Source organism: Streptomyces otsuchiensis (genome assembly GCF_004305975.1).
In the GTDB taxonomy this organism is placed as follows: Bacteria; Actinomycetota; Actinomycetes; order Streptomycetales; family Streptomycetaceae; genus Streptomyces; species Streptomyces otsuchiensis.
In genome coordinates, this window is sequence record NZ_BHZI01000022.1 from 18,787 (window position 1) to 33,219 (window position 14,433).

Sequence of the window (14,433 nt, forward strand, 5' to 3'; positions counted from 1 at the left end):
GGCGCGCTGGAGACCCGAGGGGGTCTTGATGCCGAACCGGTGCCTTCTGTTCACTGAACCACCGCGTCACCGAACCGCTCCGAGGGAGAGTCGATGCAGCGCCCTTCCCCGCACCTTTCCACGTCCGCCGGTCGCGTGCGGCCGTGGATCGGTGCCAATTACTGGTCACGCGCCGGTGGGCCACTGATGTGGCGGCACTACGACGGCGAGGTGGTCGACACCGAGCTGCGGACTCTGCGCGAGCACGGTCTGACCATGACGCGTTCGTTCTTCTACTGGCCGGACTTCCACCCCGAACCGCACCGGATCGACGAGGAACTCTGCGAGCGGTACGCCGACTTCCTCGACCGGCACACCGCGCACGGTCTGGAGACCGTGCCGACCTTCCTCGTCGGCCACATGTCGGGCGAGAACTGGGACCCCGCCTGGCGTGGCGACCGCGACCTCTACACCGATGTGTGGCTGGTCGCGCGCCAGGCGTGGTTCGCGCGGGAGATGACCCGGCGCTTCGCCGGCCACCCGGCGGTCGCCGGCTGGCTGATCTCCAACGAGATGCCGATCTACGGGTCGCCGCCCGGTGAGCCGGAGGCGGACCGGGCGGCGGTCGCCGCCTGGGCGCAGCTGATGGTCGACGCGGTGCGCGCCGGAGGCGGCCACCAGCCGGTCTCCCTCGGCGACGGCGCGTGGGGCCTGGAGAACACCGGCCACGACAACGGCTTCCGGCTGCGGGACACCGCCGAGCTGTCGGACTTCCTCGGCCCCCACGTCTACCGGATGGAGGACGACGCGGCACGGCAGCACCACGCGGCAGCCTGGGCCTGCGAGCTGACCGGCAGCTTCGGCCGCCCGGTGGTGCTGGAGGAGTTCGGCCTGACCAGCGCCTTCGCCTCCGGTGACAGCGCGGCACGCTACTACCGGCAGACGCTGCACAACTCGCTGCTGGCCGGCGCCACCGGGTGGATCGCCTGGAACAACACCGACTACGACGCCCTTCGCGCGCAGCCGCCCTACCTCCACCACGCCTTCGAGATGCACTTCGGCATCACCGACTCCGCGGGCCGCCCCAAACCGCCGCTGCTGGAGCTGTGTGACTTCGCGGCGCTGCTGGAGCGCGTGGAGTTCGGCCGGTGTCGGCGGGCGGACACCGACACGGCGCTGGTGCTCTCCTCCTACCTGGACACGCGCTACCCCTTCACCCGGCCGGAGGACCGCGAGCACGTCGCCCGCACCGCCCGGCAGTCCTGGATCGCGGCCCGCCTCGCGGACACCGCGCCGGCCGTGGTCCGCGAGAGCGACGGTCTGGTGGAGGGCGCGCGGCTGTACCTGGTGCCTTCCGTCAAGCAGTTGCTCTCCCCCAGCTGGTACCGGCTGCAGGAGCTGGCCGAGGGCGGCGCCACCGTCTACGTCTCCTACTCCGCCGGCTCCCACGAGGAGCAGCGCGGCCCGTGGTACGCGCATCTGGACCGGATGTTCGGCGTCCGCCACGGCCTGGAGTACGGGCTGGTGGACCCCGTCGAGGACGAGGTGACGGTGCTGACCCTCGCCGTACCGCTCGGCGGTCTCGCGGCGGGAAGCGAGTTGCGCTTCGCCTCAGCCGCGGGCACCGCCAGCGGCCGGGTACGGCTGCCGGTGGAACCGGACGGCGCCGAGGTACTGGCCACCGACGGGCGGGGGCGGCCCGCGCTGCTGCGCCGCCGGGTCGGGCGGGGCGCGGTGGTGCTCTGCGTCTACCCGTTGGAGTACCTGGCGGCCTGCACTCCGCGCGTCAACCCGGAGGCCGGGGCGACACTCTACGACGCGCTGGCCTGCGAGGCGGGGGCGCGCCGCCCGGTGACGGTGCGTGATCCGCGGGTGGCGGTGGACCGGCTGGTGCACGAGGACGGGCACGCGTTCGTATGGCTGGTCAGCCAGGCAGCCGAGCCGGTGACGGCCGAACCCGTCGTCGAGGGCGGCGCGAGGCTGACCACCCTGGACGGCGCGCCCGTCGGCTCGCTCACGCTTCCCGCGCACGGTGTGGCCGTGCTGCGGCTGGATCCGGGGGACGGCCACCGGCGGCGGTAGCGGCGGAACCCGGGGCGGCACCGCGCCGCCCCGGGCCGGGCCGGGCGCGCCGGGCGGGCACCTGGGTTCAGCCGTTCAGGGCCCGGTGGCGCTCGCCCAGCCGGCGGATTCCCTCCTCGGTCAGCGTCCCGTGCAGCCGCAGCCGTGCGATGCCGCCGTCGGGATGGATGTCGATCCGGGCGTGGGTGGCGGCCGGGGCGGCGTCGAGCAGGAAGCGGTGGACCGTGTCGGGCTGCAGCCGGGTCGCCGGGAGCGCCCGCCTCCAGCCGGGGGCGGCGTGGTCGGCCGGGTCGGTGCCGTCGGAGGCGTCCAGCAGCCACAGTTCGGCCCAGCCGGCGGAGTTGCCCTTGTAGTAGCCGGTGTCGATCTCCACCGCGCGGACCACGCCGTGGCCGGCGAGGGCGTAGCGGACCCAGTCGTGGCCGTCGTCGCGGCGCCGCCGGGTCTCCCAGCCGTCCTCCATGCTCCGGGCGCGGCCGGGGCGGATCGAGTTCACGGGCGGGGAGTAGAAGCGGTCGGAGGCGTCGAGCGCCTGCCCGCCGTGTTCCAGTGCCAGCAGGTCGAAGGTACCGAGGGCGGCGAGCCAGGCCGGGTCGGGCAGGGCCTCGCCGTGGACGCGCAGCCGGGCGACGCCGCCGTCGGGGTGCTGGCAGAGCCGCAGGTGGGTGAAGCGGCGCTCGACGTCGACCGCGAAGCCGTTGGCGGCGTGGCCGCCGACCTCGGTGCGCGGCACCAGCTCCGTCCAGCGCACGTCGCCGCTGAGCAGTTCCCCGGGCGCGGGGGTGCCGGGCACCGCGGCGGCCTGGAGGGAGACGGCGCGCGGGTGGTTGCCACGGAAGTGGGCGGTGTCCACGATCACGCCGCGGATCACCCCGGGTACGCCGAGGCGGACCAGGGCCCAGTCGTGGTCGTCGGGCGAGGGGTGCGGGCGGCCCGCGTCGGGGCCGCGACGCCGCCGCGTCTCCCAGCCGTCCATGACCTTGCCCTTGTGGCCGAAAGTCTCGGGGTCGAACCGGGCGGGCCCGGGGAGCAGCAGGTTCTCGCGCTCCGCGAAGAACTCGTCGTTCGCGGCGATGACCCCCGCGCCCAGGAGCCGGTCCGCGAGGTCCGGCAGCCGGGTGAAGTCCAGGGCGCGGGTGCGGTAGTCGGCGTAGGGGTCGCCGCCCGGGTAGGGAGCCGCGGCGCCGGTGAACGCCGGGGCGGCGGGCCGGAGCTCGGTGCCGGGCAGGCCGTCGGGGGCGGCGGTCCGGGCGGGTGGCGCGGTGTCGTCACGGGCGGTGGTCCGCTCACCGGCGGCGGAGGGGGTTGCGGGGTACTGGTCGGGTGCGCTCATGGGCGAGGGGGCGTCCTTTCCAGAAGCCGGCCGACGCGGGCGGTGGGCCGCCCGTGGTCGGCGATGAGACGACCGCGCAGCCAGGTGGCGCGCACGACGCCGTGCAGGCGGCGGCCGGCGTAGGCGGTGACGGGGTTGCGGTGGTGCAGCAGGGCGGGGTCGACGGTGAAGGCGGCCTCGTCGTCCAGCACCGCGAAGTCGGCGTCACGGCCCGGTTCGACGGAACCCTTGGTGTGCAGCCCGGCCAGCTTCGCCGGGGCGGTCGCCATCCACCGGGCGACATCCTCCAGGGTGTGGCCGCGGCGGCGGGCCTCGGTCCAGACGGCGGGCAGGCCGAGCTGGAGCGAGGAGATACCGCCCCAGGCGGCGCCGAAGTCGGGGACCTTGAGGTCGGGGGTGCAGGGTGAGTGGTCGGAGACGACGCAGTCGAGCGTGCCGTCGGCCAGTCCCGCCCACAGCGCGTCCCGGTTGGCCGCCTCCCGGATCGGCGGGCAGCACTTGAACTCGGTCGCGCCGTCCGGCACCTCCTCGGCGTCGAGGGTCAGGAAGTGCGGGCAGGTCTCGGCGGTGACACGCACCCCGTCGCGCCGGGCGGCGGCGAGCAGCGGCAGGGCGTCGGCGGAGGAGAGATGCAGGATGTGGACGCGGGCGTCCAGGCGGCGGGCGAGCGCGACGAGCCGTTCGACGGCCTCGTTCTCGGCGGCGCGGGGGCGGGAGGCGAGGAAGTCCGCGAAGCGGAGGCTGCCGTCGGCCGGTGGCGCGGCGGCGAGGTGCGCCGGGTCCTCGGCGTGGACGATCAGCAGGCCGCCGAAGCCGGCGATCTCGGTGAGCGCCGCGGTGAGCCGCTCGGGGTCGAGTTCCGGGAACTCCTCCACGCCGGACGGGGAGAGGAACGCCTTGAAGCCGAAGACTCCGGCGTCGTGCAGGGGCCGCAGCTCGGCGGTGTTGCCCGGGACCGCGCCGCCCCAGAACCCGACGTCCACGTGGGCCCGGGGCGCGGCGACGGCCCGCTTGACCGCCAGATGGGCGGGGGTGGTGGTCGGCGGCACGCTGTTGAGCGGCATGTCCAGCAGGGTGGTGACCCCGCCGGCGGCGGCCGCGCGGGTGGCGGTGGTGAACCCCTCCCAGTGCTCACGGCCGGGGTCGTTGACGTGGACGTGGGTGTCGACCAGCCCCGGCAGCAGGGCCAGGTCCCCGTAGTCCCGGACGGGGACGCCGGGCGGCGTGGGCAGGTCGTGGGCGGCGACGTCCTCGATCCGGCCGCCGGCGACGACGACGGTGGCGGGGCGCAGGCCGGTGGGGGTGACCACGCGGGTGGAGCGCAGGACCAGTTCGGGTGGGCGCACGTGCCTCTCCTCTTCGGGCCGGGGCGCCGGGCTCGGCCCGGATCGGATGCCGCGCGGCCGGTGTCGGTTCCGCCCGTCGGCGGCCGGGGTGGGCCGGGTGCGCCGGGGCACGTCCGCTTCTCGCGTCCTTCAACGTTCTGTTGAAGAGGTTGCCGCCGTCGTCGCGGCCCGTCAACCCCGCCACGGTGCGCTGCGGCAGCCCGGTCGGCCACCCGGCCCCCTTCCGCAGCGCGGAAGGCCGGTCTTGCCCAGCGGAACGGGCCGGGCCCGGCCGGGAGACGGCCATGATCGCCGGATCCCGGTAGGCTGCCGTTGCAACCGCCCGGAAAGGATCGCGACGTGGCTTCGTCCGACGAGCGCAGGCCGGCCACCGGCAACGGTGGCGTCCAGTCCCTTGAGCGCGCCTTCGACCTGCTGGAGCGGATGGCCGACGCCGGCGGGGTCACCGGACTGAGCGAGCTGGCGTCCAGCAGCGGGCTGCCGCTGCCGACCATCCACCGGCTGATGCGGACCCTCGTCGCCTGCGGCTACGTCCGCCAGCAGCCCAACCGCCGGTACGCACTGGGCCCCCGCCTCATCCGGCTCGGGGAGAGCGCCGCGCGCCCCCTGTCGACCTGGGCGCGCCCGCATCTGGCGCGGCTGGTGGAGGAGACCGGGGAGACCGCCAACATGGCGCTGCTCGACGGTGACGAGGTCGTCTATGTCGCCCAGGTGCCCTCCCGCCACTCGATGCGGATGTTCACCGAGGTGGGCCGCCGGGTGCTGCCGCACGCGACGGGGGTCGGCAAGGCCCTGCTGACGCAGCGCCCGGACGCCGAGGTGCGGGCCCTCCTGGCCCGCACCGGCATGCCCGCCGCCACCGACCGTACGCTCACCACCCCCGACGCCTTCGTCGCCGAACTGACCTCGGCGCGGCAGGCGGGGTACGCGGTCGACGACAACGAGCAGGAGATCGGGGTGCGCTGTGTCGCCGTACCGGTCCCCGACTCCCCCACCCCGGCCGCGATCTCCATCTCGGGACCGGCCGGACGGGTCACCGTGGAGTCCACGGCGACGGTGGTGCCGCTGCTGCAGGAGGTGGCGCGCGACCTCGCCGCCGCCCTCGCCACCAACCAGCCGGCCTGACAGGGGCGGCGGGCCCCTCTCCGCCGGCCCCGGCGGTCAGCCGCCGGAGAGGATCAGCACGACGAACAGCAGGCAGACACCGATGTTGATCAGCCAGCTGTGGGAGTTCATCCAGTCGCGGATCCTCGGCATCGCCACCCGGGCGCGCCGGTGGAAGACCTCCCGGGCCAGCAGCGGCAGGGCGGCGATCAGCACGGTCAGCCCGAGGAAGGGCAGCGCTCCGGTCAGGCCGGCGTCGTTCTGGCTGAGGTGGACACCGACGGTCAGCATCACCAGCAGGTCCGAGGGCATCAGCAGGATGACCAGCAGGCCGATGACGAAGGCGCGTGCGGCGCCCGAGGTCATCAAGGAGGCCAGCCACTTCGGCGGCTCGGCACTCGCTCTGCCACGCCAGTTCTTCAGCGCCGCCAGGATCAGCAGCGCCACCAGCACGTACTTGATGATGTTGCCGGCCGACCCGCGGTCGGACTCACTGCCGAAATCGATGGCGTTTCCCAGCAGTCCGGCGACGAGCAGCATCACCGCCGTGCCTCCGGTCGCCGCCACGGCGACGCCCGCCAGGAACGCGAGGGAGACGCGGACCGCGTGGGGTGCCGTGACCAGGATGATCGCCGAGATGATCTGCGGTCCGGCCATCATGGTGACGGCCAGCGGAAGGACTGCGGTGTTCATGGGCGGCACCCCCTTCTGGTGCCAGTGTCGGCGCCCGGCCGCCTCTCCGCAGCCGGGGCCGCGCCGGGCACACCCGTACCGGTGGGATACCGCGCTTTCGGGGGTCGCGGCGCCGCTGTGCCGTTAGCGTGGCGGCCATGAACGCGAAGATCGCGGGCGTGCTGCTCGCTGCCGGTGGTGGCCGGCGACTCGGCGGGCGCCCCAAGGCCCTGCTGGACGACGGCGGGGTGCTGTTCGTCGAGCGGGCGGCGGCCAGACTGGTCGCGGCGGGCTGCGCGCCGGTGCGCGTGGTGGTCGGCGCCTCGGCGCAGGAGGTGCGCAGCCGCGCGCGGCTGCCGGGCTGTGCCCTGGTGGAGAACCCGGCGTGGGAGTCGGGCATGGCCTCCTCCCTGCGCGTGGGCCTTGCGGAACTCCCGGCGGGGACCGACGCCGCGCTGGTGTCGTTGGTGGACCAGCCCGGCATCGGGACGTCGGCGCTGCGCCGGGTGATGGCGGCGTACTCCGGCCGCAGGACACTGGCCGCCGCCGGCTACGGCGGACGGCGTGGCCATCCGGTACTGATCGGCGTCGACCATCTCGCGGGGGTCAGTCGGACGGCACAGGGGGACGAGGGAGCTCGGCGTTTCCTACTGGAGCACGAAACGGACATCTCGGTGGTCGACTGCGGCGACATCGCCTCGCCCCAGGATGTCGACACCCCTTCCGAGCTGCGGAAACTCGCCGCCTCATGGGGCGCTGCGGGCGGGTCGGCAATGAGCTGACCCGGACCGGCCGCGCGTATTGATATTCCACGATGAGAAACCTACTCTCCATTAACGAGGGCCGCGTCTCACTGCCGTGACACCCCGTGCCGCCCTCGACCGCCGAAGGAGTGACGCCACCATGTCCGCATCCGCGCCCGACTCGCCGGTTGTCGTCGACGCCGCCGCCCTCCCACGGCAGGAGGAGGTGCTGACGCCGGAGGCGCTCTCCTTCCTCGCGGAGCTGCACCGGCGGTTCGCCTCGCGCCGCACCGAACTGCTGGCCGCCCGCGCCGAACGCCGGGCGGAGATCGCCCGGACCGGCACCCTCGACTTCCTGCCCGGTACCGCCCACATCCGCGAGGGCGACTGGCAGGTGGCCCCGGCCCCGCCGGCCCTGGCGGACCGGCGGGTGGAGATCACCGGGCCGACCGACCGCAAGATGACGGTCAACGCCCTCAACTCCGGCGCCCGCGTGTGGCTCGCGGACTTCGAGGACGCCTCCGCGCCCACCTGGGAGAACGTGGTCGGCGGCGTGCTCAACATGGGTGACGCCTTCCGCCGCCGCATCGACTTCACCGACGCCCGCGGCAAGGAGTACGCGCTGCGGCCGGACGAGGAACTGGCCGTCGCGGTGATGCGCCCGCGCGGCTGGCACCTGGACGAGCGGCACCTCACCGTCGACGGCGTCCCGATCCCCGGCGGGCTGGTCGACTTCGGCCTCTACTTCTTCCACCACGCCGCGCTCCTCGCCGAACAGGGACGCGGCCCGTACTTCTACCTGCCGAAACTGGAGAGCCATCTTGAGGCGCGGCTCTGGAACGACGTCTTCGTCTTCGCACAGGAGCGGCTCGGCATTCCGCAGGGGACCGTGCGGGCCACCGTTCTGATCGAGACGATCACGGCGGCGTTCGAGATGGAGGAGATCCTCTACGAGCTGCGCGACCACGCCGCGGGGCTCAACGCCGGGCGCTGGGACTACCTGTTCTCCATCGTCAAGAACTTCCGTGACGCGGGCGCCCGGTTCGTCCTCCCGGACCGCAACGCCGTCACCATGACCGCGCCGTTCATGCGTGCCTACACCGAACTCCTGGTCCGCAGCTGCCACAAGCGGGGCGCGCACGCGATCGGCGGCATGGCGGCGTTCATCCCGTCCCGGGACGCCGACGCGAACACCGTCGCCTTCGAGAAGGTCAAGGCCGACAAGGACCGCGAGGCGGGCGATGGTTTCGACGGTTCGTGGGTGGCGCACCCCGGTCTGGTTCCGGTCGCCATGGAGTCGTTCGACGCGGTGCTCGGCGACCGGCCCAACCAGAAGGACCGGCTGCGCGAGGACGTGTCGGTGACCGCCGCCGACCTGCTCGCGGTCGACTCCCTCAAGGCCCGCCCCACCTACGAGGGGCTGCGCAACGCCATCGCCGTCGGCACCCGCTACCTCCAGGCGTGGCTGGCCGGCCGCGGCGCGGTGGCGGTCTTCAACCTGATGGAGGACGTGGCGACCGCCGAGATCTCGCGTTCGCAGATCTGGCAGTGGGTCAACGCCGAGGTCGTCTTCGAGGACGCGCCGGCCGGCCGCGAGAAGGCGACCGCGGACGTGGTCCGTGCTGTCGCCGCGGAGGAACTGGATGCCATCCGGGGCGAACTGGGCGATGAGGAGTTCGCGGCGGGCGGCTGGCGCCGGGCACACGACGTGCTGCTCCAGGTGGCGCTGGACGAGAGTTACGTGGACTTCCTGACGCTGCCCGCCTACCAACTGCTCGACTGACTCCGCGCGGACACCTCCGCCCCGGGGCCCGCCGCTGCCGCCCGCACACCGTGCGTGCGGGCGGGGCGGCGCCTCAGGCGTCGGCGGCCCGCCGGGCCAGCAGCCGGGCGGCGTCCCGGGCCTCGGCGGCGACGGCCCGCTCGTCGACCCGGAGCAACCGGCCGTCCTCGACCACCGGTTGACCGCCGACCAGCGACAGCGTGACGGGGGCGGGCGCTCCCAGCACCAGTGCCGCGACCGGGTCCTCGATGGTCGAGTGGGCGAGGGTGTCCAGGCGCCAGAGCACCAGGTCGGCGAGTTTGCCCGGTTCCAGGGAACCGGTGTCCGCCGCCCGGCCCAGGACGCGGGCTCCGCCGTGGGTGCCGAGCCGCAGTGCCTGGCGGGCGGTCAGCGCCGACTCCCGGTGCGGCCCGAGCCGGTTGACCAGGAGCGCGTTGCGCAGTTCGGTGTGCAGCTCCCCGGCCTCGTTGGAGGCGGTCCCGTCGACGCCCAGACCGACGGGGACGCCCGCCGCCAGCATGTCCGGGACCCGGGCGATCCCGGCCGCGAGCCGCGCGTTGGAGGAGGGGCAGTGGGCGACGCCGGTGCCGGTCCGCGCGAACGCCGCGATGTCGGCGTCGTTCATGTGGACGCAGTGCGCCATCCACACGTCCTCGCCCAGCCAGCCGGTGGAGGCGAGGTAGTCGGTCGGCCCCATGCCGAACCGTTCGTGGCAGAACGCCTCCTCCTCGACCGTCTCCGAGCCGTGCGTGTGCAGCCGGACGCCCTTGCGCCTGGCCAGCTCGGCCGCGTCGCGCAGCAGACCGGTGGAGACGGAGAAGGGCGAGCACGGTGCCACCGCCACCTGGGTCATGGCGTCCGGCGCGGGGTCGTGGTGGGCGTCGACGGTCGCCTCGGTGGCGGCCAGCGCGCCGTCCCTGGTCTCGACGGCGAAGTCGGGCGGCAGCCCTCCGTCGGAGGTGCCCAGGTCCATGGAACCGCGGGCCAGGGTGAAGCGGACGCCGAGTTCGGCGGCGGCCCCGATGACGGCGCCGGAGAGGTCTCCGCTGCCCCGCGGATAGACGTAGTGGTGGTCCATCGCCGTGGTGACGCCGCCGCGCGCCATCATCGCGAGGGAGCCCCGGGCGGCGGCGCGCACCATGGACTCGTCGATGCGGGCCCAGGTCGGATAGAGCGCCACGAGCCAGTCGAAGAGGTTGTGGTCGGTGGCCAGACCGCGCGTTATCCACTGGTAGAAGTGGTGGTGGGAGTTGACCAGGCCCGGGGTGACCAGGTGGCCGCTCCCGTCGATCCGCCGGGTCACGCCTCGCAGACCGGCGGGGGCCGGCCCCGCGCCGACCGACTCGATGCGTGCGCCCGCGACGACGACGTGGCCCCGGGCGTACTCGGTGTCCTGGGCGTCCACGGTCGCGACGGCGCAGTTCTCGATGACGATGCGCGCTTCCGGCACGCTCCCGGTGGCCGGGGAGGTGTCCGGGGTGGGCTGGTCCGCCATGGGTGGTACCCGCGTTTCTGTGGAGTCGGTGCGTCGGTGCGTGGGGCTTCCGGCCGTCGTGGGTGCGGCGGCCGGAAGGCGGTCAGAGGGTGTTGGTGAGGTCCGGCGGTATCCGCGCCTCCGCGCCCTCGCGCAGCACGGTGGCCTCGATCAGGCCGTAGGGGCGGTCGGCGGCGACGTACACCTCGTTGTCGTTGGAGAGACCGAAGGGCTCCAGGTCGACCAGGAAGTGGTGCTTGTTCGGCAGCGAGAACCGGATCTCCTCGATCTCCGGGCGGCCTTCCAGCGCCCTGCTGCCCATCTGGTGGAGCGTCTGCTGCAGTGAGCGCGAATAGGTCTCGGCGAAGGCGTCCAGCACATGGCGGCGCACGGCCTCGTGGGACGCGTCCCAGTCGGGCTCGGGCCCGGGCCCGTCACCGGTCCAGCCGTGCCGCCAGATCCCGGTGACGTCGGTGGCCAGGATGCGGTCGTGGGCCTCGGGGAGCGTGGTGTAGCGGTCCTTGACGTAGCCCCAGAACTCGGAGTTGGTGGTGTTGAGGACGGTCAGGCCGGTCAGGCCGGAGAGCACCTCGAACCGGTCGCCGTCGTAGGCGACCTGGGCCAGCCGCCTCTCGCCGCCCGCGCGGACGAAGGAGTGCCGGGGCCGGTCCTCCCCCGCGGGGTGGTCCGCCCCCGCCGAGGGCTCGATCCGCCGCCAGCCGTGGGCCTCCACCCGGACCCGGGCCCGGTGGATCGACGGCTGCGTGGTGACGAAGTGGCGTGCCAGCAGCTGCGCGAAGACCTCGGCCGAGGTGATGCCGTGCCGTCGGGCGAACGCGTAGACCGTGTTCTTGGTGGTGTCGGTCGGCAGGACGGCCGCGTTGGAACCGGTGTAGTGGACGTCGGTCATGTCCCCGGAGAGCGCCACGGAGACGGTGAGGTCGGTGAGGTGGTGGGTGGCTCCGTCCCTGACGACGCGGACGACGCGGACCTCGGCCTTGCCGTACTGGTTCTGGCCCAGGACGACCGGCCGGCCGGTGGCGCGGGCCGGCCGGTCCTCTCCCGGCTGGACGGAGGACGGCTCCGGGGTGGACGGCGAACTCTGTGTCGGCGGCGGGCTGGACGGCTTCGGGGTGGGCTTCGGGACGGACGCGGTCACGGCGCGGTCAGCTCCCTCGGTAGACGGAGTAGCCGAACGGGTTGAGCAGCAGGGGCACATGGAAGTGCTCGCCCGGGGTGAGGACGAAGGCGACCGTCACCTCGGGGAAGAAGGCCGGGGCGGCCGAGCCCGGCGCCGTGGCGGCCGCGTCGCGCTCGCCCAGGTATGGGCCGGTGACGAAGACCAGCCGGGCCTCGGTGCTGCCCGGCGGGGGCGCCGGCAGTTCGCGGCAGCGGCCGTCGCCGTCGGTCCGGCCCGTTCCGACGGCGGCCCAGGGCGCGCCCGGTCCGGGGCGGGCCGCGAGTTCGACGGCGACCCCGGCCGCCGGGCGTCCGGCGGAGGTGTCCAGGATGTGCGTGGAGACGGTGGCGGGGTGGCCCTCGCGCGGGGTGGCCGGGCTGCCGGTCATCGGGGGTCTCCTTCGGTGGCGTCCGCCGGGGCGGCGTCGGCCAGACGGGTGAGCCGGATGCGGTTGATCTTCGCGAGTTCGGTCCGGACCACGGCCCGTTCGGCCTCGTCGGGGTTGTCCAGCCGGCTCAGCAGCGCGTCCCGCATCCGCGGGCCGGTGAGGCCGGTGGCGCAGATGAGGAAGACATGGCCGAACCGCTCCTGGTAGCGCAGGTTCAGTTCCAGCATCTCGGCGCGCAGCGCGTCGTCGGCCCCGGCCATGCCTGCCTGCTCCCGTGCGGAGTCGGGGTCGCCGGGGCGCGGCCTCCCGATGGGTGGGTGGGCGGCAATCGCCGCCGCGAGTTCCCGCCGGTCCAGGCGGGCGGTGGCGGAGTCGGAGAGCGCCAGCAGGGCGTCGAGACCCGGGTGCGGGCGGGCATCGAGCAGGGTGTCGGCCCAGGCGTGCGAGGCGCAGACGGTCAGCAGCGCGGCGCGGGCCCGCTCCCGGTCCTCGCCGTTCAGCCTGCGCAGCCCTGGGGGGGCCTGGGTCGTCACGGGCTTCTCCGCTCTGCCGGGAACACGGCCTGCGCGACGGCGCCACCCGGTGTGCGACGGCGCGGCGTGGTGCGTGGCCGGGGACGGCGTGCGCCGGGGGCGGGTCCGTCATCCAGCTAAGCGACCCCGGCGGGGATCGTCAACACTTTGTTGAACTCGACCGGCGCCTCGGTGCGGCCGATGGGGCCGGTGCGGCGGGCGGTGGGTGTGGAGAGGTGGCCGTTCCCGCCGTGGTGGTGGGCCGGCTCAGGGCACGGCCCGGGGGCCCGGGCCCCCGGCGGCGGGCCCGTCACTCCTGTCGGCGCGCGCCGCCGCCTCCCGGTTGAGGTAGTTGTAGACCGTGAACCGGCTCACGCCGAGCGCGGTGGCGACGGTCTCGACGCCGTGCCGCACGGTGAAGGCACCCCGCGCCTCCAGCGCGACGACCACCTCCTGCTTGGCCTTGCGGTCCAGTTCGGCCAGCGGCATGCCATGACGCCGCCGCAGCCCGTCGAGCAGGTGCTCCAGCGAGTGCGACAGATGGGGCAGGCGCACGGCGGTGACCGGCGCGCCCTCCCATTCCAGCAGCACGTCGTCCCGGCCGGCCTCGGCCGGCGGTATCAGTTCCCCGCCCATCGCGGCGACCAGTGGGCTCACGGCGGTGACGAAGGCGCGGCGCCCGGCGGATTCGGAGGTCGACACGGCGGGGCCGGGTGTCCCGGCTGTTTCGGCACGGGGGGCGGCCAGGCGCCGGTCCCCGGGAGCGGCGCCGGGCTCGGCTCCGCCGCCGCTCTCCGGCGGTCCGGCGCTCACGGTTGCTCCTTGGGCCCGGCCGGCTCATCGGCGGGCTGCTCACCGGCGGCCGGGTCGAGCGCGCTGACCTGGACGGAGATGCGCGTGGCGCCGGCCTCCAGCGCTCCGCGCAGCAGCGCCGACAGCGCGTCGAGCACCTCGTCGGTGGAGCCCTCGGCGGTGTTGCCGAACGGGCCGACGTCGACGTTCTCCAGCGGCGCGTCGCGCACCACCTCGCGCGCCACCACCGCGTGTCGCGGTGTGCGGTCGAGGTCGAAGGGCTCGGTGGTGAATTCCAGACGCAGTCGCACCCCGCCAACCTAGCGCGGCCCGGCGCGCCCGGCCCGGCCGCGTGGCATCCCGGGACGCCGCGGGGTCAGAGCCGGGGCGTGGGGATCACCGTGACCCGGCGCTCGGGCGGGCCGAACCGGCTCACCGCCTCACGTAGTTCGGCTAGCGCCGGGTTCAGCACCCGCACCGATCCGACGGCGGAGGCGACCAGCAGCAGCCGCCCGCTCAGCGCGGACGGATCGGCCGCTCCCTTGGCCGCCATCACGTTCAGCTCGGCCAACTCGCGCTCGGCGACGGACCGGTCGGTCAGATGCGAGCGGTACTCGTCCAGCGCGGTGCGCAGTCGGGCGCTCGCGGACAGCAGCGCCTCCCACCGCACGTCCTGATCGGTCGTGCGGCCCGCGCCTTCCCGGGCGTCCAGGCTTCCAGCGTTCCCAGCGGTCACTCGGCCCTCCCCTGGCCTTTTACTGCCGGTCCTGCGATCAAGGACAGTAAATATCACTGTCTGCGCATCACGCCATACGGAGGGCGAAACTCCGTGTCACATTCCGATGAACGCGCCCTATTTCGCGCCCCCTTACGCGCTGGCAATGCGCCCCCACCCCGCCCTGCGCCGGTCGCACGGGCCGGTGGCACCGACGGTCGGCGGAACCTCTCGGTCCGCCTGCGCGAAGGGCCGTACGTCCGCCAGACTGTGCGACGGGGGCCCGGGACGCTCCATGACGCGCGCCCCGTGCTCCGGCCCGTGCCCCAC

Annotated in this window: 14 protein-coding genes; 4 read left to right on the plus strand and 10 right to left on the minus strand. The window is 74.2% G+C overall.

All coding sequences use genetic code 11. The features are described 5' to 3' along the window. Positions 1-93: 93 nt before the first annotated feature. Positions 94-2,061 (plus strand): cellulase family glycosylhydrolase, encoded by a 1,968-nt coding sequence (locus E0D90_RS04080; protein ID WP_130796615.1) that lies wholly within the window; start codon positions 94-96, stop codon positions 2,059-2,061. A gap of 67 nt (positions 2,062-2,128) precedes the next feature. Here the strand turns inward: E0D90_RS04080 and alc are convergent, their stop codons facing one another. Both alc and allB read right to left on the minus strand, forming a co-directional pair. After that, positions 2,129-3,394, minus strand: a complete 1,266-nt coding sequence (alc, locus tag E0D90_RS04085; protein ID WP_130796616.1) for an allantoicase — start codon at positions 3,392-3,394, stop codon at positions 2,129-2,131. Further along, positions 3,391-4,740 (minus strand): allantoinase AllB, encoded by a 1,350-nt coding sequence (gene allB / locus E0D90_RS04090; RefSeq protein WP_130796617.1) that lies wholly within the window; start codon positions 4,738-4,740, stop codon positions 3,391-3,393. The genes alc and allB overlap by 4 nt, the downstream gene beginning before the upstream one ends. A gap of 339 nt (positions 4,741-5,079) precedes the next feature. Here allB and E0D90_RS04095 point away from each other — a divergent pair, with 339 nt between their 5' ends. Next, positions 5,080-5,865, plus strand: coding sequence for an IclR family transcriptional regulator (locus E0D90_RS04095; RefSeq protein ID WP_103501845.1), 786 nt, complete (start codon positions 5,080-5,082; stop codon positions 5,863-5,865). A gap of 36 nt (positions 5,866-5,901) precedes the next feature. On the opposite strand, the gene E0D90_RS04100 is transcribed toward E0D90_RS04095, so the two are convergent. Continuing rightward, on the minus strand, positions 5,902-6,537 hold the full coding sequence (locus E0D90_RS04100; RefSeq protein WP_103501844.1) for a GAP family protein: 636 nt from the start codon (positions 6,535-6,537) through the stop codon (positions 5,902-5,904). 137 nt (positions 6,538-6,674) lie between these two features. Between E0D90_RS04100 and E0D90_RS04105 the strand changes: the two genes are divergently transcribed. Together E0D90_RS04105 and aceB are read left to right on the plus strand one after the other, a co-directional pair. Next, positions 6,675-7,298, plus strand: coding sequence for a nucleotidyltransferase family protein (locus tag E0D90_RS04105; protein WP_130796618.1), 624 nt, complete (start codon positions 6,675-6,677; stop codon positions 7,296-7,298). A 121-nt stretch (positions 7,299-7,419) separates the two neighbouring features. Beyond that, on the plus strand, positions 7,420-9,042 hold the full coding sequence (gene aceB / locus E0D90_RS04110; protein ID WP_103501842.1) for a malate synthase A: 1,623 nt from the start codon (positions 7,420-7,422) through the stop codon (positions 9,040-9,042). 73 nt (positions 9,043-9,115) lie between these two features. Here aceB and E0D90_RS04115 read toward each other — a convergent pair whose 3' ends face one another. From E0D90_RS04115 to E0D90_RS04145, 7 genes are all read right to left on the minus strand, one after another. Then, on the minus strand, positions 9,116-10,537 hold the full coding sequence (locus tag E0D90_RS04115; RefSeq protein ID WP_130796619.1) for an 8-oxoguanine deaminase: 1,422 nt from the start codon (positions 10,535-10,537) through the stop codon (positions 9,116-9,118). 82 nt (positions 10,538-10,619) lie between these two features. After that, entirely contained in the window at positions 10,620-11,537 is a 918-nt protein-coding gene (gene pucL / locus E0D90_RS04120; RefSeq protein ID WP_227869974.1) for a factor-independent urate hydroxylase, read from the minus strand. Positions 11,538-11,682: 145 nt separating this feature from the next. Further along, a complete protein-coding gene (gene uraH / locus E0D90_RS04125) occupies positions 11,683-12,084 on the minus strand; it encodes a hydroxyisourate hydrolase (protein ID WP_130796621.1) in 402 nt (133 codons plus the stop codon). Continuing rightward, a complete protein-coding gene (gene uraD / locus E0D90_RS04130; RefSeq protein WP_130796622.1) occupies positions 12,081-12,617 on the minus strand; it encodes a 2-oxo-4-hydroxy-4-carboxy-5-ureidoimidazoline decarboxylase in 537 nt (178 codons plus the stop codon). Before uraD ends, uraH begins: the two co-directional genes overlap by 4 nt. Before the next feature lie 246 nt (positions 12,618-12,863). Further along, the gene (locus tag E0D90_RS04135; RefSeq protein WP_130796624.1) at positions 12,864-13,232 is read right to left on the minus strand and encodes a helix-turn-helix domain-containing protein; all 369 of its coding nucleotides are present in this window, start codon (positions 13,230-13,232) and stop codon (positions 12,864-12,866) included. 173 nt (positions 13,233-13,405) lie between these two features. Further along, positions 13,406-13,699, minus strand: a complete 294-nt coding sequence (locus E0D90_RS04140; protein ID WP_103501837.1) for a YkoF family thiamine-binding protein — start codon at positions 13,697-13,699, stop codon at positions 13,406-13,408. A 65-nt stretch (positions 13,700-13,764) separates the two neighbouring features. Continuing rightward, positions 13,765-14,124, minus strand: a complete 360-nt coding sequence (locus tag E0D90_RS04145) for a DUF5955 family protein (RefSeq protein WP_103501836.1) — start codon at positions 14,122-14,124, stop codon at positions 13,765-13,767. Between the last annotated feature and the right edge of the window lie 309 nt (positions 14,125-14,433).